Annotated in this window: 1 protein-coding gene and 1 riboswitch; the gene reads right to left on the bottom strand. The window is 69.4% G+C overall.

Going from position 1 to position 517, the window contains the following annotated elements:
- Positions 1 to 125, bottom strand: a riboswitch (yybP-ykoY riboswitch). This riboswitch is flagged as partial in the annotation.
- Between the two features lie 20 nt (positions 126 to 145).
- Positions 146 to 517: SDR family oxidoreductase (locus tag HA630_RS00185; RefSeq protein ID WP_166831972.1), on the bottom strand; the 372-nt coding region annotated here is incomplete at its 5' end.

Genomic DNA, 517 nt, shown 5'->3' with positions numbered 1-517 from the left:
AAGGGGGAGGCGTGGTGGTCAAAGGTCTGGCCAAGTCGGGACCGCTGGCGCCATGTCCGGTGGGACAAGTGTGTTGACGCGAGCCTCTTCGGGGGGAAGAGCGGCTACTCCCCAATGACGCCGCGATCATAGCAGAGCGCCGCGCTCAGGCCGGCCGCGGCGACTCCAGGCCGCCGGTGTAGAAGCGGTTGTGGGTGGGCGAGATCACCAGTTCGTTGATGCAGGTGCGTGCCGGCATCTGCGCCAGGAACAGCACGGCCTGGCCCAGGTCCTCGGGCTGCACCATGCGCTCGCGCTCGGCCTGGGACGGCGGCACCGGCCGCTTGTCCAGGATGGGCGTGGCCACCTCGCCCGGCAGCACCGAACTGGCGCGGATGCCGTGCATGCCCTCCTCCATGTTGATCGATTCGGTCAGCGCCAGCACCGCGCGCTTGGTGGCGTTGTAGGCCGGCCCGGTCAACCTGGAGGCGTACAGGCCGGCCCAGGACGAGACGTTGACGATCAGGCCGCCGCCCTG

The sequence above is a fragment of the Aquabacterium sp. A08 genome (genome assembly GCF_011742065.1).
The sequence above is the reverse complement of the archived record's forward strand: the minus strand, read 5'-3'. Positions and strand labels throughout refer to the sequence as shown.